Raw genomic sequence first — 19476 nt, forward strand, 5'->3', positions numbered from 1 at the left:
GCCTCGGGGTCACCACGATCCCCTCAAACGTGATAGCGCATGCGCTATCACGTTTGAGATTGCGCATATCCCTGCCGGAGCCCGGAGCCCGGAGCCCGGAGCCCGGAGCCCGGAGCCGGAGCCCGGAGCCCGAAAGCCCGGCGCCCGAAGCCCGGCGCCCGGACGCCAACAACGCCGGCGCCGCAGCCCCTACAACCCTTTGGGCGCATCAAGGACGGCCTGCACCGCTGCGGCCTCGCCCTCGAAATCCACCTTCGCCTGGCGCCCCACGGCGAACAGCAGTAGCTCCTCGGGCGCCCCGGTCACCGTCACCGCCGGCCCGTGACCGGCGGTGAGCACCGTCTTGCCTTCCGCCGTACGCAACGCCACCCGGCCGGGCGTCTTGGCGAGCGTGAGCCGGGCCATCAACGGCAGGGTGCGCCGCAGCATCTTGGCCAGCGCGGGCTCCAGAGAGCGCGGCTGCCAGCCCGGCTGCGCGCGGCGCACATCCTCGTGGTGGATGAACATCTCGGCCACGTTGGCCACCGGGTCGAGCAGTTTGAACGGCGAGTAGACCGGCGGGCCGGCGGCAACCTTGCCGATCAACTCGTCCCACCCGGTCTCCGCGGCCACCTTTTCCTGCACCTTTTCGGTGTGGGAGGCGAAGAAGGGAATCAGGATGCCGGGCGTCGCGTCGGGCCGGTACTCACGGATCACCAGGTGGGCGGCCAGGTCCCGCACCGTCCAGCCCTCGCACAGGGTGGGCGCATCGGGCCCTACGTCACGCATGGTCTCCACCAGGGCGGCACGTTCGCGTCGAGCAACAGACATCTAGTCAGCCTAGAGCCGGAAACCCCGAAAGAGCACAGGCCCACCGCTCACCACTCGCCGGCGGCTCGGTAAATTTGAAACGTCATTTTTTCGAAGGGAATGTCATGAGCACGCACGTTGAGCAGTTGGAGTTTCAGGCAGAGGCTCGGCAACTGTTGGATCTGATGGTCCACTCCGTCTACTCGAACAAGGACTCGTTCCTGCGGGAATTGATTTCCAACGCGTCGGACGCCTTGGACAAGCTCCGCCTCGAAGCGTTCCGGAACAAGGACCTCGAGGTCGACACGTCCGACCTGCACATCGAGATCGACGTCGACAAGGACGCGCGCACTCTGACCGTCCGCGACAACGGCATCGGAATGACCCGCGCCGAAGTGGTTGACCTGATCGGCACCCTGGCCAAGTCCGGCACCGCCGAGCTGCGCAAGCAGCTGCGCGAGGCCAAGAACGCCAAGAACGAGGCCGCCTCCGAGGAACTCATCGGTCAATTCGGCATCGGTTTTTATTCGAGCTTCATGGTGGCCGACAAGGTAGAACTGCTCACCCGCAAGGCCGGCGAGAGCGACGCCACCAAGTGGGAATCGACCGGCGAGGGCACCTACACCATCGAATCGGTCGACGACGCCCCGCAGGGGACGTCGGTCATCCTGCACCTCAAGCCCGAGGACGCCGAGGACGAGCTGCACGACTACACCGCCGATTTCAAGATCCGCAGCCTGGTCAAGAAGTACTCCGACTTCATCGCCTGGCCCATCCGGATGGAGGTCGTGCGGACCACTCCCGCCACGGAAGAGGGCGGCGAAGAGACCGTCACCATCGAGACCGAGACCCTCAACTCGATGAAAGCCCTGTGGGCGAGGCCCAAAGAAGAGGTCTCCGAGGAGGAGTACAACGAGTTCTACAAGCACATCGCGCACGCGTGGGACGACCCGCTCGAGATCATCTCGATGCGCGCCGAGGGCACGTTCGAATACCAGGCCTTGCTGTTCATCCCGTCGCACGCCCCGTTCGACCTGTTCAACCGGGACGCCCACACCGGCATCCAGCTCTACGTCAAGCGCGTGTTCATCATGGGCGACTGCGACGAGCTCATGCCCGAGTACCTGCGCTTCGTCAAGGGAGTCGTTGACGCGCAGGACATGTCGCTCAACGTCTCGCGCGAGATCCTGCAACAGGACCGGCAGATCAAGGCCATCCGGCGCCGGCTGACCAAGAAGGTCCTCTCCACGATCAAAGATCTGCAGTCCGAGCGCGCCGAGGACTATCGCACCTTCTGGACCCAATTCGGCCGGGTGGTCAAGGAGGGCCTGCTCAACGACTTCGACAACCAGGAGACGCTGCTGCAGGTCTCCTCGTTCGCCTCCACCCACAGCGAGGAGGAGGCCACCACGCTCGCCGAGTACGTGGAGCGCATGAAGGAGGGCCAGACGCAGATCTTTTACGCGACGGGGGAGTCGCGCCAGCAGATCCTGAAGTCGCCGCACCTCGAGGCGTTCCAAGCCAAGGGCTACGAGGTGCTGCTGCTCACCGACCCGGTCGACGAGGTCTGGGTGGGCACCGTGACCGAGTTCGACGGCAAGCCACTGCAGTCCATCGCCAAGGGCGAGGTGGACCTCAGCGCCGACGGCGAAGAGAGCGAAGCCGAGCGCGAGGAGCAGCAGAAGGAGTTCGCCGACCTGCTCACCTGGCTGAAGGAGACCCTCAGCGACCACGTCAAGGAGGTTCGGCTGTCCAATCGCCTGACGGACTCGCCCGCCTGCCTGATCACCGACGCCTTCGGCATCACACCGGCCCTCGCGCGCATGTACCGCGCGTCCGGGCAAAACATCCCGGTGGGCAAGCGGATCCTCGAGCTCAACCCCAACCACCCGCTCGTCACCGGCCTGCGCCAGGCGCAAAAGAACGCGGCCGACGACGCTGCGCTCGCTGAGGTCGCCGAAACCGCGGAATTGCTCTACGGCACAGCACTTCTCGCCGAGGGCGGCGCGCTCGACGATCCGGCGCGGTTTGCCGAGATACTCGCGGGCCGGCTGGCCCGCACCGTGTAACCAGGGGTTTACCGGCAAATGGGCCATTCCCGCGATTGAAAGCCCGCGGGCGGGGATAATCAGACCCATGCCTGAGTTCCGCGCTATCGACCCACGTGGCCGGGTCGTCGCGACGAAGAACTTCGCCAACGCGGAGGCCGCGCACGCCTGGTTCGTCGACTCGGTCGGCGACAGCACCGAGCTGGGCTGGCGCATGGAGGTCAACGACGACGGGCGATGGGCGTTCTTCGATGACACCGAGGGTTTCACCGCGCCGATGAGCCGGCGGCCGACGAAACGCTGACTGCAGCGCCCAGCCTCGCCCGACGTACGCTCCCACCATGCATGTCGACGCGATGACGATTCCCCAGCCGCTCGGCCACATCGGTGAGCTCGCCCGTCGGACGCAATCCGTCGGCTTCTCCGGCTTGTTGTTCACCGAGACCGGCCGCACCGCATACCTGAATGCCGCCGTAGCGTCGCAGGCCGCGCCCGATCTCGAATTGTCGACGGGCGTCGCGGTGGCCTTCCCGCGCAGTCCTTTCGTCACCGCCGCCGCGGCGTGGGAACTGCAGGAAGCCACCGCGGGCAAGTTCCGACTGGGCCTCGGTACCCAGGTGCGCACACACGTGGTGCGGCGCTACGGCACGGCCTTCGAGCGGCCCGGGCCCCGACTGCGCGACTACTTGCTCGCCGTCAAGGCCTGCTTCGCGGCGTTTCGCTCCGGGACCCTTGACCACCACGGCGACTTCTACGATCTCGACTTCATCACCCCGCAGTGGAGCCCGGGGCCCATCGACGCTCCCGACCCGAAAGTCGATATCGCCGCGGTCAATCCCTGGATGCTGCGGATGGCGGGCGAAGTGGCCGACGGAGTTCACGTCCACCCGCTCGGCGAACCGGGCTACCTGGCCCGTCACGTCCTTCCGACGGTCGGTGAAGGGGCGGCGAAGGCGGGCCGTTCACTGTCGGACATCGCGGTCATCGTGCCCGTCATGACGATCGTCGGCGACACCGACGAAGAGCGCGCCAGGCAACGCGAAGTCGTGCGCGCCAGCATGGCCTTCTACGGCAGCACGCCCAACTACGCGTTCATCTGGGACGAGGCGGGTTTCGAGGGCACGACTGCCCGGATCCGGGAGAAGCAGAAGGCCGGCGACTTCGCCGCGATGGCGGCCCAGGTCAGCGACGATCACATCGCGGTCTTCGCGACTGAGGCGACTTGGGATGAGCTGGCCGACGCGTTGATCGAGAAATATGCCGGAGCGGCGACGCGGTTGGTGCTGTACAACTCGGTCGCAGATCAGGAGCGCTTCGAACGGTACGGCGAGGTGGCTCGCCGGGTGCAGCACGCTGCCAGTAGCTGAGCGGCCCAACACTTCTCAGTCGTTACACGGCGGCAGCAAGCACCCCGCGAGGGCTTAGCGGTTATCTTCACCGTATGTCCGCAGTCGACTTCACCTCGGTATCGCCGATCGTCCCCGTTCGAGACTTAGATGTCGCGCTCGGCCGTTACCGCCGGCTCGGCTTCGACGTCCGCGGATACGAGGGCCCCGAACGGTACGGATTCGCCGATCGCGGGTCTGTGTCGATCCACCTCACCGAATGGGCCGAACACGACCCGTTGCGCACCGCTGCCAGTGTGTACTTCTACGTCAGTGATGCCGATCAACTCTATGTGGAGTGGGCGGCGCTGGAAAACCTCGGGGGCCGCCTGATCGCTCCGCGGGACACACCGTACGGCTTGCGGGAATTCGCCTACCTCGACCCCGACGGTACCGCGCACCGGGTAGGCTCACGCCCGGGCTGAGGTCAGGCGCTCTCCCTTGCCGGAGAAGGCTTTTCGTCGGATGACGGGGCATAACCGGCTTGACTGTGAGCCAACGCCACCGTCGCCGCCGCCATCAGGCCCACAGAGAGACCCAAGGCCACCCAGCCCGCGTCGTCGGTGTGCAGCGTCTCACCCAGCACGGTGATACCGAGCACCGATCCGATGATTGGCTCGGCGACGGTGACCGCCGGGAGCGACGCGGTGAGCGGGCCGGCCCGAAACGCCGATTGCTCCCAGGCCGTGGCCGCGATGGCGAGCACCACCCACACGTACAGCTCGGGTGTGCGCAGCAACGCGGGGACGCCGCGGCCGAGTTGGTCGACGACGCCTTTGGTCAACACCGCGAACAGCCCCCACAGCGAGCCGGACATCAGCCCCAGCAACACGGCGCCCACCGAACCCGGGAACATCCGCGCGCCGATCACGCACAGGACCAGCGCGGGACCCATGACCAGCGCCACGATGGTCCAGGTCTGCGGCGACCCCCGCGGGGTGCCCTGCTGCGGGTCGCCGACCGTCACCACGACCGCCACCGCGACGGCGAGCAAGATCGCCCAAATCCCTTGCGGACGCGTGATTCTGCGGCGGCTCACCCGCGCGCTGATGAGCAATGCGAACAGCAGCGACGTCACCAGCAGCGCCTGCACCAGCACCACCGAACCTAGGCCCAGGGCCGCGGCCTGGAACCCGAACCCGGCGCCGGCCACCAGGCTGCCCGCCCACCATCGCCGGTCGCGCAGCAGCCGCCGGAACAGGGCGACGGTGCCGACCGGCTTATCGGTGACCTGTTGGGCGGACTGCTGCTGGACGACGTCGCCGGCGCCCACCATCAAGGCGGCCGCCAGCGCGAGCGCCGTGGCGATGGCTGCCGTGCTCACGGCGAACGTCGCTCCGGCACGTCAGCTGTTGCGCCGGATCTTGAGCGCGGTGGTGACCATGGGAATCTGCAGCGGCAGCCGGGCCAGGGCGAGGATCCGCATCGGCCACGGTCTGTCCCACCACAACCGGCACATGTTGACGTTGCCCGGGAAGACCCCGACGAAGAGGACGGCGGCGGCCAGCGCGGCGGCTCGCCGGGTGCGCCGCGGCACCAGGAGGGCCCCAATCGCCAGCTCGGCGACGCCCGACCCGTAGGTGTAGAGCCGCGGGCTGCCCGGCAGCTCGACCGGAATGATGGAGTCGAACGGTTTGGGCGCAACAAAGTGCAGCGTGCCGATGCCGAGCAGCATCGCCGCGACACGGTAGGCGAGTTGCGGGGTGGCGTCACGGACGGCGAGCGGTCTGGTTGTCATCAGCCCATTGTGCCCATTGCGCGCGGGTGTGCGGCTAGCCGCGCACCGGTGTGCGCGGTCGGCGTCGGTATAGCGGATGACACCGCGGATGTTGCGGCCCTCGAGCATGTCGCGATAGCCGTCGTTGATCTGCGCGAGTACTCGCGGGTCACCATGTCGTCGAGGTTGAGCTGACCCCCGTCTAGAGCTCGAGGATCGCGGGGATGTCGCGTTGCGGGTTGCCGCCCCAAAGATGCTGCCCTGCAAGCGTTTCTGCAACAGCGATAACCCCGCCAAATTGAGGGTGACGTCGTTGGCCAACACGCCGGCCATGCCGGTGAGGCAGCACACCCCGCCCTTGGCCGTCAGCCCCATCCACGATTCGACGTCCTTACCCTCCACGTGGCCCACGGTGACGATCACCTTGTGGCACATGAATCCTCGCGTCGCCTGCGCGATATCGGCAGCGGCGCTGTCCACGTCCGCGAAAGCCGCCGTGGCGCCGAACTTGAGCGCCTGCTCCTGCTTCCACTCGTAGGGATCGACGGCGAAGATGCGTCGGGCGCCGGCGATGCAGGCGCCCTGTAACGCGCCGACGCCGACGCCGCCGGTGCCGATGACCGCGACCCATGCCGAGGTCGCAGAGGTTGCGCAGTCCCGTCTGGCACGGCGTGCATTTCCCGCAGGACGGGATGAAGGACAGGACGACGTGATCGCCGACGGCCAGGTTCGCGACGCCCGCTCCGACCTCGGTGATGATGCCGGCGACCATGGCTCGTTGAGCCCCCAGAGCAGCGCACCTTTGGTCTTCACGGGGTTGGCCTCCGTAATTACACGAACCGCTTAATTGTTAGCGCCATCACAGGAGCCCGACTACCTGTACTTAGACCATTACTATTGTCTATACAGTATTTGATACGATTCGCGGCGTCTGACCGCCCACAACAACGAGGTTGAGAACATGGGAACACCCGTCATTGTCGGAGCCGTCCGGACTGCGATCGGCCGTTCGTTCAAGGGGACGCTGGTCAACACGCCGCCCGAGACCCTGATCACCGCCGTGCTGCCCGAGGTGGTCCGCCGGTCGGGAGTCGACCCCGCAGACATCGATGACATTATCTTCGCCGAATCTCATTATGGCGGTGGTGATTTGGCGCGCTATGCGGCGACCGCGACGGGCCTTGAGCACGTTCCAGGTCAGTCGGTTAACCGGCACTGCGCGGGCAGCCTCACGGCCATCGGCAACGCCGCCGCCCAGATCGGCTCCGGCATGGAGCGCGTTCTCATCGCGGGCGGCGTGCAGTCGCTGTCGATGACGCCGCTGACCAACTGGCGGATTCCGGGCCCCGAGCTGCAGTTCGAAGAACGCTGGATACCGCCGACGCACGTGGAGACGCCCGATGCGCCCGCCAAGGATATGTCCATCACCGTGGGCTGGAACACCGCGCAGTCCGTCGGCATCACTCGCGAGGAGATGGACGCCTGGGCGGCCCGTTCGCACCAGCGCGCCATCGCGGCGCAGGATGCCGGCAAGTTCGCCGACGAGATCCTGCCGTTGAAGATCACCCAGTTCGACGGCTCGATCACCGACTTCTCCGTCGATGAGCATCCGCGCCGCGACACCACCGTCGAGAAGCTGGCCGGACTCAAGGTCTTGCACCCTGAGATCGAGGGCTTCTCGATCACCGCGGGCAACAGCAGTGGCACCAACGACGCCGCGGCCGCGGTCGGGCTCGTCGACAGCGACTACGCCGCGGCCAACAAGCTCAGCGTGATGGGCACCGTCAAGGCCTGGGCCGCCGCGGGCGTGCCGGCGCGGGACTGCGGTCTCGGTGCGGTCAAGGTCATCGGCAAGGTGCTGGACCGCGCCGGGCTGTCACCGGGCGACGTTGCGCTGTGGGAGATCAATGAGGCGTTCGCCTCCGTGCCGATCGCGGCGTGCCGCGAATACAGGATCGACGAGGAGAAGGTGAACTTCTCCGGGAGCGGCTGCAGCCTCGGCCACCCGATCGCGGCTTCCGGTGCCCGCATGGTGACGACGTTGGCCTACGAGCTCGCCCGTCGCGGCGGCGGCATCGGCGTCGCGGCCATGTGTGCCGGCGGCGGCCAGGGTGGCGCTGTCGTCATCGAGGTCTAGCGGCGATCGCGAGGGCGGCGAAGCCGGGCGACGCGGGTCGCCGCCATCAAGTGTGGCCCCTCGCAAGACAATTCGCGCCGGCTAATTGCAGAACGTGTAGCCGAGGAATTGGGTGCCGCGCGTGTCGCCGCTCGAGTAGTTGGCGAAGTGCACGGCCGGCGCTCCGTTGTACTGGCCGTTCATTTTCTGCACCGTCGGCGGCGGAACGCCTTTGGGGAAGGCCAGGATCATGTCGGCGTAAATCTCCAGGCCGGTCTGGCAGATCGCCTCGCGCCGCGGCTGCTGCGGATTCCACGCGTGCACCACCACCGGTTCGGTCAGCTGAGATCCCGCAGCACAATTCGGATCACAGAGCTTGAACAACGCTGTGCCGGTCCCGTCGGCACCTTGCGGTCCCCAGGAGCTCCACGACATGTCCTGCAGCGCCACGGCGACACTCGCGCAACCCAGCACGTTGAGCTTCCTCGGGCGGGCGACCGGCGGAACCGACGGGTTGTAGCAGCCCGGGATGGCGAAGCTCTCCGGCGCTGACGGCGCACTGCTGGGTGCCGGGCTCTGATGGCCGCGGATCAGCTGCACGCCCACCACGATGAGGACCCCTACCAGCACCATGGCCGTCACGATGCCGGCCCCGATCAAACGCCCCCGCGAGGTGTGCCGCAACCGCCTCACTAAAGAAACGTTGGCGTTGCCGCTCACGGTCACCAGATTACGGGTGAGATCATTCCGCTGTGGGGGTTAGCCGCAAAAGGTCTGACAGGGTAAAGTTGGTCATCGCTGCCAACATTATTGAGGATTGCTGGAATTGCCGATGAATGATCATGACCTGGCCGCGCGGTTGGCCACCGAGGCCGGCCGACTTCTGCTAAGGGTTCGGGAGGAGTTCTCCGATGCGGCAGCGGGTGACCGGAAAGCCGCGGGGGACAAGCGATCCCACGAGTTTCTGCTGGAGGCGCTTGCCGCCGAGCGGCCGGGCGATGCGGTGCTGTCCGAGGAGGGCGCCGACGACCCGGTGCGACTGCGCTCGGACCGGGTCTGGATCGTCGATCCGCTGGACGGCACGCGGGAATTCTCCGAGCTTGGGCGCGACGACTGGGCGGTGCATGTCGCACTCTGGCAGTCCGGTGAGCTGATCGCGGGTGCCGTGGCGCTACCGGCCCAGGGCATCACGCTGGCGACTCCCGCTGTGGATTCGCCTCCCGCCGCGCCGGGCAAGCCGCGCATCGTGGTGTCGCGCACCCGACCGCCCGCCGTCGCCTTGAACGTGCGGGATGCGCTGGACGGAGTGCTGGTGGAAATGGGCTCCGCCGGAGCCAAAGTCGCCTCGATCGTCCAAGGGCTGTCCGATGTGTACGTGCATGCCGGCGGCCAGTTCGAATGGGACTCCGCCGCACCCGTGGCGGTGGCACGGGCCTCCGGGTTGCACACCTCCCGCATTGACGGGTCCCCGCTGGTGTACAACCAGCCCGACCCGAAGTTGCCGGATCTCGTTGTATGCCGGCCCGAACTCGCGGAAGCCGTACTCGCGGTTACGCGCTGACGTCACCGGTGAGGTCGAGTGCGACGTCGATCAGCATGTCCTCCTGACCGCCGACCATGCCGCGCCGACCCGCCTCTTCGAGCAGAATTCGGGCGTCGACGTTGAATCTGGCGGCCACCGCTTCCGCGTGGCGCAGAAAACTGGAGTAGACGCCGGCGTAGCCGAGGGTCAGGGTTTCCCGGTCGACGCGGACGGGACGGTCTTGCAGCGGCCGGACCAGGTCGTCGGCGGCGTCTTGCAGTCGATGGAGGTCGCAGTCGTGCTGCCAGCCGAGCTTGGTTGCCGCCGCGATGAACGCCTCCAGCGGCGCGTTGCCGGCACCGGCGCCCATGCCCGCCAACGAGGCGTCGACCCGGGATGCGCCATGTTCGACTGCGGTGATCGAGTTGGCCACTCCGAGTGCCAGGTTGTGATGGGCGTGAATCCCGATTTCCGTTGATGGAAGCAAGCTTTGGCGCAGAGCGTCGACCCGGGTGGCGACGTCGTGCATCGTCATGGCCCCGCCCGAGTCGACGACGTACACACATGTCGCCCCATAACCCTCCATGAGCTTGCCTTGGCTAGCCAGCCGTGATGGTTCCGCCATGTGGCTCATCATGAGGAAGCCGACCGCGTCCATGCCCAGGTCGCGGGCGGTCGCGAGGTAGCGGGCGGAGATGTCGGCTTCGGTGCAATGCGTGCCGATGCGCACGACGCTCGCGCCCGCACGATGCGCGTCTTCGAGATCGCGGAGGCGACCGACGCCGGGCAACAGGAGCGTCGCGATCTTTGCGGTACCGATCACCGCGGCCACGGCTTCGATCCATTCCACATCGGTGTGTGCCCCGAATCCGTACACGCAGCTCGAACCGGACAGCCCGTCCCCATGCGCGACCTCGATCGAATCGACGCCGGCCGCGTCGAGGGCAGCCGCGATCGCGGTGGCTTGCTCGATGGTGTACTGGTGGCGGACCGCATGCATGCCGTCGCGCAAGGTGACGTCGCTGACGTAGAGATGCTGGATCATGTTGGAGCTTGGGCAGTTTCGGCTAAACGGTCGGCGGTGGCTTTGGCGGCAGAGATCACGATGTCGGTGTCGGCTTCCAGCAGCGCGGTGACGCGGGTGCCGATGAACTTGCCGGTTTCGGGGATGTAGAGCGGGTGGTCGGGGCCGAAGACCTCAAACTGCACGTCCTGCCTGAGGCGGTAGCCCGGCGCGTAGGTTGCCACCCGGTCGACCATCTCGAAAATGGCCTGCTCGATCGATCGGTGGTCAGCGTCGCCGTCGACGAGGCAGTACACCGTGTGGCGCATGGGCGCAGGGGGATCGGCGGGGCTGAGGATCATCACGGCCTTACCGCGTTGTGCGCCGCCGACGACTTGCAGTGCGGCTTCGGTGGTTTCGAGGAAGTCGTCGATGTTGGCGCGCATTTCGGGTCCCGCGGATTTCGCAGAGATCGACGAGACGACCTCGGCGTAGGGCAAGATCCCGGCTGAGCTCACCGCCGCGACGATGGGGACCGTCGCCTGAATGGCGGCGCTGCCCATGCTGAGGTGTGGCGCGTCCAGATTGTCGTCAAGATTGACCGCCGGCACGCAGAGTGGCCCGGTAGCGGTGGGAGTCAAGTCGACCGCGCGTATCCCATTGTCGCGCAGCGTTACCCAGTTGGCGCCGATGATGGCCACCGGCCACCGTGCGGACGTCACGGCGCGTCCTTCTCAGCGATCATGCGCGCAGCGCTATCGAGCAGGGCGGCCGCGTGCATCTCGAACAGCGCCTGGACGTCAATGGAGTCACCGCCGAGCTCCTTGGCGATGAACAGCCCATCGGCGCCTGCGATCGCATAGGTCGCCAATTGGTACACCTGCGCGTCGGTCAAATCGGGAAAGAGCTCGCGCACCGTGGTGCAGAGCGTCGAATACATCTGCTCTCGGACATCGATGAACATCGCCCGTGCCCGCGGCTCGATCGGGCGTTTTTCCAGGGCCAGCATCAGGCCGAGTCGGAGGAAGTCAGGGGAGTTCAGCAGTGCCTTGCTGATTTGCAGCACCACCGGGACGAGGCGCTCGCGCGCGGTGCCTTCGTCGGGCATCTGCCATACCGATAGCACGTGCGCGAAGCTGCGTTCGATGACCGCGGCGATGAGGTCGTCCTTGTCTTTGAAGTGCCAGTAGATCGAACTCGCCGGAAGGCCGCACTTGGCGCTGACCAGCCCGATGCTGGTGCCCTCATAGCCGCGCTCGCCGGCGATCTCGGTGGCCGCATCGAGGATGCGGGTCCGGGATGCTTCGCCGTCGACGCGGCGGCGTCTCTTGGGTTCCTGCGACTCGGCCACGAGAACTCCTTGCCGTCGATCTCTTGACTCCGTAATGATCATTACATTACCGTAATGATCGCTACAGATTCAAGCCCGACACGAAGGCGAGACAGCGGTGACCGAGGATTCGACTTACGAAGTGGCGGTAATCGGCTACGGGCCGACGGGCGCTACGGCCGCCAATTTGCTAGGGCGACTTGGCCTGAAGGTCGTCGTCATCGAGCGCGATCCAGACGTCTACAGCCGGGCGCGGGCCATCTCCACCGACGAAGAGGTCATGCGCATCTGGCAGTCCGTCGGCCTGGCCGACCGGCTGCAACAAGACATGTTGCCGAACCGGCCGCTGACCTGGGTCGACGCCGACGGGGTGCCGTTCATCGACACCAAGTTCACGTCCCGTGGCTGTGGGCACCCGTCGCAGCAGTTCATCTATCAACCCGCGGTCGACGAGGTCCTGCGCGAGGGGGTGGCCCGGTTTGACAACGTCCAGCTGCTCCTCGAACACGAATGCCTGCGCGCCGTCAATCAGGACTCATGCGTCGAACTCGCGCTGGCCGACCTGCGCTCCGACACCCTCAAGCGGATACGCGCGTCCTATGTGATCGCCGCCGACGGCGGATCCTCGCCCACCCGCGGCCTGCTGGGCGTCGGCTACACCGGACGCACCTACACCGAGCGGTGGGTCGTCATCGACACCGAGGTGATCCGCGAGTGGGACCGCCACGACTGGCTACGGTTTCACTGCAACCCCGCGCGCCCGACCGTCGATTGCCCCACACCGCTGGGGCATCACCGCTGGGAGTACCCGGCCCGCGCCAACGAGGACGAGAAGACACTAATCACCGATGAGGCCGTGTGGGAAGTCCTGCACGACCAAGGCATCACCGAAGAGCAGGTCAAAATCCTGCGCGCGGTGATCTACAGCCACCACGTGCGCGTTGCCGACCGGTGGCGCGTCGGCCGGGTCTTTTTGGCGGGCGACGCCGCCCACGCCATGCCGCCGTGGATCGGTCAGGGAATGTCGGCCGGTGTGCGTGACGCGGCCAACCTGTGCTGGAAGGTTGCGGCTGTCGTCCGCGGGCAGGCGCCCGATTCGCTGCTCGACACCTACCAGGTCGAACGGAAACCACATGTCGTCGAGGTGACTCGCCGGGCGGTTCGCATGGGGCGGCTGATCACCGAACGCCGAAAGTGGTTGGCGTCGCTACGAAACAACGTGTTGCGTCGTCTGACCCGGCTGCCCGGTGCCCTCGCGATTGCCGAGAAGCTGCTTTGGATCCCCGACGCGCATTACCCCGAAGGCTATTTCGCCACCAACGCCCATGCCGCCGTGGGCTGGCAACTGCCGCAGCCATGGGTCACCAACGCCGCCGGCGAGAGTGCGCGCCTGGATGATGTCATCGAGGGTCGTTGGGCGGTAGTGCATCTCGGTGCGCTACCGGCCGGAGCGGACCGCTGGGAAAAGCTGGGAGCTGTGTCGCTGTCGGTGTCCGATCTCCGCGACGACGGCACACTTGCCGGTTGGCTGCGCGGCAAGAAGGCCACCGCAATCGTGCTGCGCCCCGACGGGTTCATCTACGCCGCTGCCTCCGCGGGAGCACCGTTGCCGCCACCGCCGCCAGGTTTGCTCACCGCCCCGATCCACTCAGGAGCCATCGCATGACCGCCACCACACTGAACGAGCGCACCATCGCGGTTAACGGCACGCCGATCTTCGTCTCCGAAGCCGGGACGGGGCCGGCCGTCATCATGCTGCACGGCGGAGGCCCGGGTGCGTCGGGCGTGTCGAATTACTCGCGCAACATCGACGCGTTGGCAGCGCACTTCCGGGTCATCGTGCCGGACATGCCCGGCTACGGTCGATCGGCCAAGGGCGTCGATCAGGACGATCCGTTCGGCTACCTCGCCGACATGATTCGCGGCCTGCTCGACGAACTCGGCATCGGCACAGCGCATCTCGTCGGCAACTCGTACGGCGGCGCGGCCGCGCTGCGGCTTGCGTTGGACACCCCGCATCGTGTCGACAAGCTGATCTTGATGGGTCCGGGCGGCATCGGCACCACGCGGGGCCTGCCCACGTCCGGGTTGAAGAGCCTGCTGTCCTACTACGGCGGAGACGGCCCGAGCCGCGACAAGCTCGCCACCTTCATCCGCACCTACTTGGTGTACGACGGCGCCGCGGTGCCCGACGGCCTCATCGATGTGCGCTACCAGGCCTCGATTGACCCGGAGGTGATCGCGGACCCGCCGCTGCGCCGCCCGTCCGGCCTGCGCACCCTGTGGCGGATGGACCTCACCCGCGACCGCCGGCTGAAGTCGCTCGCGACGCCGACGCTGGTGCTGTGGGGACGCGACGACAAGGTGAACCGCCCGGCCGGCGGCCCGATGTTGTTCAACGCGTTGCCGAATGCGCGTTTGGTGATGACTCCGCGGACCGGGCACTGGATGCAGTGGGAACGCGCCGAGTTGTTCAATCGCATGGTTATCGAATTCTTGGACAGTGCGCGATGAACGCGTCGGCATTCGGGAGGGTTCATCTCGGTTACATCGTGATCGAGACCGAAAAGTTCAGTGATTGGCAACGATTCGGCCGCGACGCCATCGGCATGCACTGCGACGAGTTGTCATTCGGCACGATGAGGTTTCGTCTCGACGACAACGAGTGCCGCTTCCTGTTGCAACGCGGTCCCGCTGAGGACGTCACGACCCTCGGCTGGCAGCTGGACGACCACGAAACGTTCGACATGGTCTTGGCCCGCATCCGACAACACGGCGTGCCCGCCGTCGAGGGCACCGATGACGAGGCAGCGCTGCGCGGCGTCGAGCGACTGGTCCGGTTCCCCGGCCCCAACGGCCTCACCCAGGAGGTCTTCACCCGCGCGAGGCGCAGTATTTCGCCGTTGCACCTGGCGATGTGCAGCGGATTCGTCACTGGCGCAGCCGGTATGGGCCACGTCGCCGTCACCACCACACGCCCACATCAGGTGCGTGGCTACTTCAATACCGTGTTCGACGCCCGGCTGACCGACTTCATCGACGAGACGATCAGCGGCCTCAAGTTCAAGATCCGATTCTTGCGGGTCAACGAGCGTCATCACTCCGTGGCGATCGCCGCAGTCAACCGGATGCCGCTCAACCCGATCCGCACCCGCGTGCAGCACCTCAACATTCAGGTCGCCGAACTCGACGACATGACCAACGCCTACCTGCGGGTCAAGGCGCTCGGCTTCCGGATGGCGCTGGGCGTGGGACAGCACACCAATGACAAGGAATTGTCGTTCTACGCGATCACACCGTCGGGGTTCGAATGGGAAGTCGGATGGAATCCGATCGTGGTCGACGAAAAGACTTGGGAGCCAACTACTTATCAGGGAATCAGTATCTGGGGCCACACTCCAGAGGGGCAAACGATCATCGACAAACTCACCCAATTCAAGATCGGCGCCGCGTCGCTGCTGCATGACGAGGACGTCGTCCCCGCGCTCGCCGGCGTGGGCATCGCGGACAATTGACCCCTCGTTGCAAGGAGCAATGATGTTACGAATCGATACGCACCACCACGCCGTCCCGGCCGGCTACCGAACGCTGCTGCGCAAGGCGGGAATCGACGAGGCCGGTGGACGTGCCGTACCGGAATGGAGTGCGGAGGGGTCGCTGGAGGTCATGGCAGAGGTGGGTATCGGAACGGCCATCCTGTCAGTGTCGGCGCCCGGCACCACGTTCCTGCCGAACCCGGGCGATGCCACCGCGCTGGCCCGCGATCTCAACGACGAACTGGCCAGTATGGTTGCGGCTCAACCCGATCGGTTCGGCTTCTTTGCGACCGTACCCATGCCGCATGTCGGCGAGTCCGTCGACGAGGTCGTCAGGTCGCTGGACGAATTACACGCGGACGGGGTCGTGCTGTTGGCCAACCACGCGGGGACATACATCGGCCAGGACGGTCAGGACGACCTGTTCGCCGCCCTCGACGCGCGTTCGGCCGTGGTGTTCATCCATCCCGCCGAGCTACCCGGCCCCGCCGTGGACGGCGTCGTGCCGTTCGCGGCCGACTTCCTGCTCGACACCACTCGGGCGGCGTATCTGCTTGTCCGCAACGAGATTCGACGCAAGTACCCAAACATCCGGTTCATCCTCAGCCACGCGGGCGGATTCGTGCCCTACGCCTCGCACCGATTGGCGATGGCCATCGTCGGCGACACCGGCCGCAGCCCACTCGACATTCTGGACGACTTCGCGGGCTTCTACTTCGACACCGCGTTGTCCGCGAGCGCCGCGGCCCTGCCCAGCCTGCTCGCGTTCGCCAAGCCCGGACACGTCACCTTCGGCTCCGACTCCCCATTTGCTCCCCTCGCGGTCGCGAGGCTGTTCGCCGCCGGCCTAGAAACCTACCCCGGACTCGACGACGGCGCCCGGGCGGCGATCGATCGCACCAACGCGCTCTCGCTCTTCCCGCGGCTGGGGACAGCGCCCCCTTCCCTCTCAGGTTCGACAATCGATCAGATGCGTCACTCGGCGGGCAGGGCGGTCATGCGCGGCGTCGTACGACTGGTCAACACCCGCTGACGTGTGCTCAGAGCAACGCCTTCTGCCACGACTGGATGCGCTCGGCCAGTTCGGGCCCGCGGTCCTCTTGAATGAAGTGGCTGGCGTTGATGCGGGCGTGCGGCTGGCCCGCCGCGCCGGGAATGTGCTTGATCAGGGCGGTGTCCGCCGATCCGAGGATGGGATCGCGGGCGCCGAAGATGGTCAGGAACGGCTTTTCCCACCGGCCCAGGGCATCCCACGCCCTCCTGTTGGCCGGGACCGCCGGGTCGTCGGGTGAGGTGGGCACCAACCGGGGGAACGCGCGGGCGCCGGCTTGATACGTCTTGTCGGGGAACGGCGCGTCGTAGCCGGCCCGCACCCTCGACGGCACCCGGCGAACCGTGCCGGCGCTGACGATGCGGCCGGCGGGCAGCAGGGGGGAGTAGCGCGCGAAGGCACGCCAGGCGTAGAAGGCGGGCGGGGTGCGCCCCGTCCCGGTGGGCAAGAAACCGTTGCCCACCACCAGGCGCCCGACGCGATCGGGTTGCTCGGCGGCGACGCGCAGCCCGATCAGCGATCCCCAGTCCTGCACGAACAGCGTGACGTCGGTGAGGTTGAGATGTTCGAACCAGGAGATCACCCATTCCACGTGGCGCTGGTAGGTGTAGTCCTCGATCCGGCTGGGCTTGTCCGATCGGCCGAAGCCGATCAGGTCGGGCGCGAGCACCCGGTTCCCGGCGTCGGTCAGGGGCGCGATCATCGTCCGGTACAGATAACTCCAGGTGGGCTCGCCGTGCAGCAGCACGATCGGAGGCCCTTCTATGTCACCCTCGTCGAGGTAGTGCATGCGCAGCGGCCGCGTGTCGCTTGCGGTGACGTCGAGGTAGTGCCCTACGAACGGGTAGTCCTCCAGGTTTTCGAATCGGGAGTCCGGGGTTCGCAGCACATGCATATCAGCTCCTCCGGTGAACCGGCACCTCTGCTAGCCTCTCGCGCCGGCGCTCATTCGTCTAGTAGCAGATTCATTGAGCTAGGCCCCCGGGGCCATTAAAGTGGTGTATTCATGGCAATTCGGCGCGCGGTTCTACTCATAGCCGACATCGGCGGGTACACGCATTACATGCAGTGGAACCGGACGCACCTTGCCCACGCCCAGCTGACGGTCGCCGGCCTGTTGGAGTCGGTGATCAACGCGGGCAAGGGGTTGAAGCTGGCCAAACTCGAGGGTGATGCCGCGTTTTTCTGGGCGCCGGACGGCCACGCCAAAGTGGTGGTGTGCGAGCGCCTGTCACGGATGCGGGCGTCGTTCCTGGAGCGACGGGAGCGGATGAAAGCCGACATCGCCTGCGAGTGTGCGAGTTGCGAGCAGCTGGACAAGCTGTCGCTCAAGTTCGTCGTGCACGTGGGCGAGGTGGCGGATCAGAAGGTGAAGCGCCATGTCGAACTGGCCGGCTTCGACGTCATCTTGGTGCACCGGATGCTGAAAAACATGGTGCCGGTTGCCGAGTACGCGCTGATGACCGATCCCGTCGTGGATTGCCTCGACGAGCCGATGCGCCGGCTGTGCTTGCCGTTGACGCACGACTTCGACGGGATCGGGGAAACGTCGACGCACTACATCGACCTTGCGGCGATGCAGGTTCCGGTCGCGCCGCCGCGGCGCAGCTTGTTGCGCCGGCTGGGCGCGACGGCCAAGTTCGAGTTGGACACGGTGCCGTTCGTCGTCGGCATGAGAGAGCCCGCCCAAGGGTTCCGCAACCTGGGCCGCGGCGCCGAGATATCCGCGTAGCGAAACCGCCCGCCCCGTGAGCCGGTCTGCTAGCTAGCGGGCGTCGACCAGGGCCCGGCCCATACGCGACACCGCCTCGGTGAGGATGGTCCGCGACGTGGCGAAATTCAGGCGCACGTGCCCGTGCCCGCCCGTTCCGAACACATGGCCGGAGCTGAGCGCCACCCGCGCGTGATCGAGAAACCAGCGGGCCGGCCCGGACAGGTCGGCGACCACCGCAAGAGCGTCGGCGGCCTGTGCGTCTTCGTCGAAACCCAGTTCCCGGCAATCCAGCCACGCCAGGTAAGTGCCTTGGGGCCATTGGTATTTCACACCGGGAAGATGCTCGGCGACCAATTCGCCCAGCAGTGTCCGGTTCTCGTCCAGGCCCCGCAGGGTCGTGTCGAGCCAGTCGTCGCCGCTGCGGAACGCCTCGGCGTGGGCGATGACGCCGAGGTGACTGGGTCCGTGACCGACCTCTTCCGGCATCCGGTTCAGGTCGGCGGCCGCCTCCGGTCCGGCGATGGCCAGCGCCGCCTTCAGGCCCGACAGGTTCCAGGCCTTCGACGCCGAGGTCAGCGCGAAGGCGTTCTCGGCGCCAGGCACGGTGAGGAAAGGAGTGAACCGCGAACCCGGCAGAATGACGGGGGCGTGAATTTCGTCCGACACCACCCGCACGCCGAAACGCCGGGCCAGCTCGGCGACCCCGCGGAGTTCGTCGACGGTGTGGACTGCCCCGGTCGGGTTGTGCGGATTGCACAACAGATAGGCGACCTTCGCGTCCTTCCCCGCTTCCCGCCGGGCCCGAACGAAGGCATTCTCCAAGGAGCTCAAGTCAATTCGCCCCTCGGCAAGGGGTGCCTCGAGGACGCGGCGGCCGTCGTGCGAGACGAACGCGTAGAACGGCGCATAGACCGGAGGGTTGACGATGACGGCGTCCCCGCGATCGGTGAGCAGGCGCAACACCTCGACGACACCGAGCATGACGTCGGGAACCAGCGCGGTGCGGCTCACCTCCAGGTCATGCCACTGCCAGCGCCGCGCCGCGAATTGGCTGACCGCCTCGGCCAGCGCGGTTCCGCAGGGATAGCCGGTGTCGCCGTCGTCGATGGCCTTCCGCAGCGCCCGGGCCACCGTGGGCGCCAGGTTGACGTCCATCTCGGCGACCCACAGCGGCAGGACGTCGGCGGGGTGGGCGGCCCATTTCATGCTGGTCCGCAGCCGCAGCTGTTGCAGCGTCAGCTCCTCGAGCGGATTGACGGTCACGC

Annotated in this window: 19 protein-coding genes and 2 pseudogenes; 11 read left to right on the plus strand and 10 right to left on the minus strand. The window is 66.6% G+C overall.

What is annotated here, in order from left to right; translation table 11 throughout:
- Nucleotides 1–189 precede the first annotated feature (189 nt).
- Nucleotides 190–810 carry a TIGR03085 family metal-binding protein gene (locus OQ789_RS20405; protein WP_324687952.1) on the minus strand — a complete coding sequence of 207 codons (621 nt, stop codon included), beginning with the start codon at nt 808–810 and terminating at the stop codon, nt 190–192.
- A 104-nt stretch (nt 811–914) separates the two neighbouring features.
- Here OQ789_RS20405 and htpG point away from each other — a divergent pair, with 104 nt between their 5' ends.
- The 4 genes from htpG (at nt 915) to OQ789_RS20425 (ending at nt 4647) form a co-directional block, all read left to right on the plus strand.
- Nucleotides 915–2858 (plus strand): molecular chaperone HtpG, encoded by a 1944-nt coding sequence (htpG, locus tag OQ789_RS20410; RefSeq protein WP_324687953.1) that lies wholly within the window; start codon nt 915–917, stop codon nt 2856–2858.
- 67 nt (nt 2859–2925) lie between these two features.
- Nucleotides 2926–3141, plus strand: a complete 216-nt coding sequence (locus OQ789_RS20415) for a hypothetical protein (RefSeq protein ID WP_324687954.1) — start codon at nt 2926–2928, stop codon at nt 3139–3141.
- Between the two features lie 37 nt (nt 3142–3178).
- Nucleotides 3179–4204 carry a TIGR03617 family F420-dependent LLM class oxidoreductase gene (locus OQ789_RS20420; RefSeq protein ID WP_324687955.1) on the plus strand — a complete coding sequence of 342 codons (1026 nt, stop codon included), beginning with the start codon at nt 3179–3181 and terminating at the stop codon, nt 4202–4204.
- A 74-nt stretch (nt 4205–4278) separates the two neighbouring features.
- Nucleotides 4279–4647, plus strand: coding sequence for a VOC family protein (locus OQ789_RS20425; RefSeq protein WP_324687956.1), 369 nt, complete (start codon nt 4279–4281; stop codon nt 4645–4647).
- Between the two features lie 2 nt (nt 4648–4649).
- Here OQ789_RS20425 and OQ789_RS20430 read toward each other — a convergent pair whose 3' ends face one another.
- The 3 genes and pseudogenes from OQ789_RS20430 to OQ789_RS20440 form a co-directional block, all read right to left on the minus strand.
- Nucleotides 4650–5546: a DMT family transporter gene (locus OQ789_RS20430; protein ID WP_324687958.1), complete on the minus strand. Its 897-nt coding sequence runs from the start codon at nt 5544–5546 to the stop codon at nt 4650–4652.
- Nucleotides 5547–5567: 21 nt separating this feature from the next.
- Nucleotides 5568–5960, minus strand: coding sequence for a hypothetical protein (locus OQ789_RS20435; RefSeq protein ID WP_324688030.1), 393 nt, complete (start codon nt 5958–5960; stop codon nt 5568–5570).
- A gap of 54 nt (nt 5961–6014) precedes the next feature.
- Nucleotides 6015–6705, minus strand: a pseudogene (locus OQ789_RS20440) (zinc-binding dehydrogenase); the annotation flags it as partial.
- 195 nt (nt 6706–6900) lie between these two features.
- Here OQ789_RS20440 and OQ789_RS20445 point away from each other — a divergent pair.
- The gene (locus OQ789_RS20445; protein ID WP_324687959.1) at nt 6901–8076 is read left to right on the plus strand and encodes a thiolase family protein; all 1176 of its coding nucleotides are present in this window, start codon (nt 6901–6903) and stop codon (nt 8074–8076) included.
- 81 nt (nt 8077–8157) lie between these two features.
- Here OQ789_RS20445 and OQ789_RS20450 read toward each other — a convergent pair whose 3' ends face one another.
- Nucleotides 8158–8688: a hypothetical protein gene (locus tag OQ789_RS20450; RefSeq protein ID WP_420716163.1), complete on the minus strand. Its 531-nt coding sequence runs from the start codon at nt 8686–8688 to the stop codon at nt 8158–8160.
- A 199-nt stretch (nt 8689–8887) separates the two neighbouring features.
- Here OQ789_RS20450 and OQ789_RS20455 point away from each other — a divergent pair, with 199 nt between their 5' ends.
- Complete coding sequence (locus tag OQ789_RS20455; RefSeq protein ID WP_324687960.1) at nt 8888–9616, plus strand: 3'(2'),5'-bisphosphate nucleotidase CysQ; 729 nt, start codon at nt 8888–8890, stop codon at nt 9614–9616.
- On the opposite strand, the gene dmpG is transcribed toward OQ789_RS20455, so the two are convergent.
- The 3 genes and pseudogenes from dmpG to OQ789_RS20470 all read right to left on the minus strand — a co-directional run bounded on the left by dmpG (nt 9606) and on the right by OQ789_RS20470 (nt 11931).
- Entirely contained in the window at nt 9606–10622 is a 1017-nt protein-coding gene (gene dmpG / locus OQ789_RS20460; RefSeq protein WP_324687961.1) for a 4-hydroxy-2-oxovalerate aldolase, read from the minus strand. The two genes, OQ789_RS20455 and dmpG, sit on opposite strands and share 11 nt — an antisense overlap.
- Nucleotides 10619–11263: pseudogene (locus OQ789_RS20465) on the minus strand (acetaldehyde dehydrogenase (acetylating)); the annotation flags it as partial. The gene dmpG and the pseudogene OQ789_RS20465, both read right to left, overlap by 4 nt.
- A gap of 35 nt (nt 11264–11298) precedes the next feature.
- The gene (locus OQ789_RS20470; protein ID WP_324687963.1) at nt 11299–11931 is read right to left on the minus strand and encodes a TetR/AcrR family transcriptional regulator; all 633 of its coding nucleotides are present in this window, start codon (nt 11929–11931) and stop codon (nt 11299–11301) included.
- A 97-nt stretch (nt 11932–12028) separates the two neighbouring features.
- Here OQ789_RS20470 and OQ789_RS20475 point away from each other — a divergent pair, with 97 nt between their 5' ends.
- From OQ789_RS20475 to OQ789_RS20490, 4 genes are read left to right on the plus strand one after another with little or no spacing between them, the layout of a single operon-like run.
- Complete coding sequence (locus tag OQ789_RS20475; protein WP_324687964.1) at nt 12029–13576, plus strand: bifunctional 3-(3-hydroxy-phenyl)propionate/3-hydroxycinnamic acid hydroxylase; 1548 nt, start codon at nt 12029–12031, stop codon at nt 13574–13576.
- Nucleotides 13573–14424, plus strand: coding sequence for an alpha/beta fold hydrolase (locus tag OQ789_RS20480; RefSeq protein ID WP_324687965.1), 852 nt, complete (start codon nt 13573–13575; stop codon nt 14422–14424). Before OQ789_RS20475 ends, OQ789_RS20480 begins: the two co-directional genes overlap by 4 nt.
- A complete protein-coding gene (locus tag OQ789_RS20485) occupies nt 14421–15425 on the plus strand; it encodes a VOC family protein (protein WP_324687966.1) in 1005 nt (334 codons plus the stop codon). The genes OQ789_RS20480 and OQ789_RS20485 overlap by 4 nt, the downstream gene beginning before the upstream one ends.
- 22 nt (nt 15426–15447) lie before the next feature.
- Entirely contained in the window at nt 15448–16479 is a 1032-nt protein-coding gene (locus OQ789_RS20490; protein ID WP_324688032.1) for an amidohydrolase family protein, read from the plus strand.
- Nucleotides 16480–16486: 7 nt separating this feature from the next.
- On the opposite strand, the gene OQ789_RS20495 is transcribed toward OQ789_RS20490, so the two are convergent.
- Entirely contained in the window at nt 16487–17392 is a 906-nt protein-coding gene (locus tag OQ789_RS20495; protein WP_324687967.1) for a haloalkane dehalogenase, read from the minus strand.
- Between the two features lie 111 nt (nt 17393–17503).
- On the opposite strand from OQ789_RS20495, the gene OQ789_RS20500 reads away from it, so the two are divergent.
- Complete coding sequence (locus OQ789_RS20500) at nt 17504–18229, plus strand: DUF2652 domain-containing protein (RefSeq protein WP_324687968.1); 726 nt, start codon at nt 17504–17506, stop codon at nt 18227–18229.
- A gap of 33 nt (nt 18230–18262) precedes the next feature.
- Here the strand turns inward: OQ789_RS20500 and OQ789_RS20505 are convergent, their stop codons facing one another.
- On the minus strand, nt 18263–19474 hold the full coding sequence (locus tag OQ789_RS20505; RefSeq protein ID WP_324687969.1) for a MalY/PatB family protein: 1212 nt from the start codon (nt 19472–19474) through the stop codon (nt 18263–18265).
- Nucleotides 19475–19476: the final 2 nt, after the last annotated feature.

The organism is Mycobacterium sp. 94-17 (assembly GCF_035617725.1).
Taxonomy (GTDB): domain Bacteria; phylum Actinomycetota; class Actinomycetes; order Mycobacteriales; family Mycobacteriaceae; genus Mycobacterium.

Coding starts and splice junctions, on each gene's coding strand:
- OQ789_RS20405 (WP_324687952.1), bottom strand. CDS start 810: ATGTCTGTTGCTCGACGCGAACGTGCCGCCCTGGTGGAGACCATGCGT.
- htpG (WP_324687953.1), top strand. CDS start 915: ATGAGCACGCACGTTGAGCAGTTGGAGTTTCAGGCAGAGGCTCGGCAA.
- OQ789_RS20415 (WP_324687954.1), top strand. CDS start 2,926: ATGCCTGAGTTCCGCGCTATCGACCCACGTGGCCGGGTCGTCGCGACG.
- OQ789_RS20420 (WP_324687955.1), top strand. CDS start 3,179: ATGCATGTCGACGCGATGACGATTCCCCAGCCGCTCGGCCACATCGGT.
- OQ789_RS20425 (WP_324687956.1), top strand. CDS start 4,279: ATGTCCGCAGTCGACTTCACCTCGGTATCGCCGATCGTCCCCGTTCGA.
- OQ789_RS20435 (WP_324688030.1), bottom strand. CDS start 5,960: ATGACAACCAGACCGCTCGCCGTCCGTGACGCCACCCCGCAACTCGCC.
- OQ789_RS20445 (WP_324687959.1), top strand. CDS start 6,901: ATGGGAACACCCGTCATTGTCGGAGCCGTCCGGACTGCGATCGGCCGT.
- OQ789_RS20450 (WP_420716163.1), bottom strand. CDS start 8,688: ATGGTGCTGGTAGGGGTCCTCATCGTGGTGGGCGTGCAGCTGATCCGC.
- OQ789_RS20455 (WP_324687960.1), top strand. CDS start 8,888: ATGAATGATCATGACCTGGCCGCGCGGTTGGCCACCGAGGCCGGCCGA.
- dmpG (WP_324687961.1), bottom strand. CDS start 10,622: ATGATCCAGCATCTCTACGTCAGCGACGTCACCTTGCGCGACGGCATG.
- OQ789_RS20480 (WP_324687965.1), top strand. CDS start 13,573: ATGACCGCCACCACACTGAACGAGCGCACCATCGCGGTTAACGGCACG.
- OQ789_RS20485 (WP_324687966.1), top strand. CDS start 14,421: ATGAACGCGTCGGCATTCGGGAGGGTTCATCTCGGTTACATCGTGATC.
- OQ789_RS20490 (WP_324688032.1), top strand. CDS start 15,448: ATGTTACGAATCGATACGCACCACCACGCCGTCCCGGCCGGCTACCGA.
- OQ789_RS20495 (WP_324687967.1), bottom strand. CDS start 17,392: ATGCATGTGCTGCGAACCCCGGACTCCCGATTCGAAAACCTGGAGGAC.
- OQ789_RS20500 (WP_324687968.1), top strand. CDS start 17,504: ATGGCAATTCGGCGCGCGGTTCTACTCATAGCCGACATCGGCGGGTAC.